This window comes from Falsiroseomonas sp. RANM36, from assembly GCF_056682175.1.
On sequence record NZ_JBWXTD010000005.1, the window covers coordinates 584692 to 585044 of the forward strand.

Annotated in this window: 1 protein-coding gene; it reads right to left on the minus strand. The window is 83.9% G+C overall.

All coding sequences use genetic code 11. From position 1 onward, the window contains the following. Nucleotides 1-144: 144 nt before the first annotated feature. Nucleotides 145-353, minus strand: a 209-nt coding sequence (locus tag AC1MIR_RS20825; protein ID WP_480030093.1) for a helix-turn-helix domain-containing protein, incomplete at its 5' end; no start/stop codon positions are given.

Here is a 353-nt window from a genome sequence, read left to right on the forward strand (position 1 = left end):
GGGCCCGGGCGGGCGGCGGGCGCCGCGCCGGGCCGGGGGGGGGGGCGGCCGGGGGGGGGGGCGGCGCCCGGCCGCCGGGCGCTGAAGGCCGCACTGGCGGTGGAGGCCGCGATCGGCTGAGGCCCCTGCGACGCCTCCGCCCCGTCAGGGGCCCCGGCGCTGCCTGGCGGCCGCCATCGTCTGCGACGGTGTTTCGCCGAACAGGTCGCGATAGGCCAGGGCAAAGCGCCCGAAATGCCAGAAGCCGAGGTCAAGGGCGACCTGCTTGACCATCAGCCCCGCCCCCCCCGCCCCCCGCCCCCCGCGCCCCCCCCCCCCCCCCGCCCCCCCCCCCGGGCGGGGGGCCCCGGGGG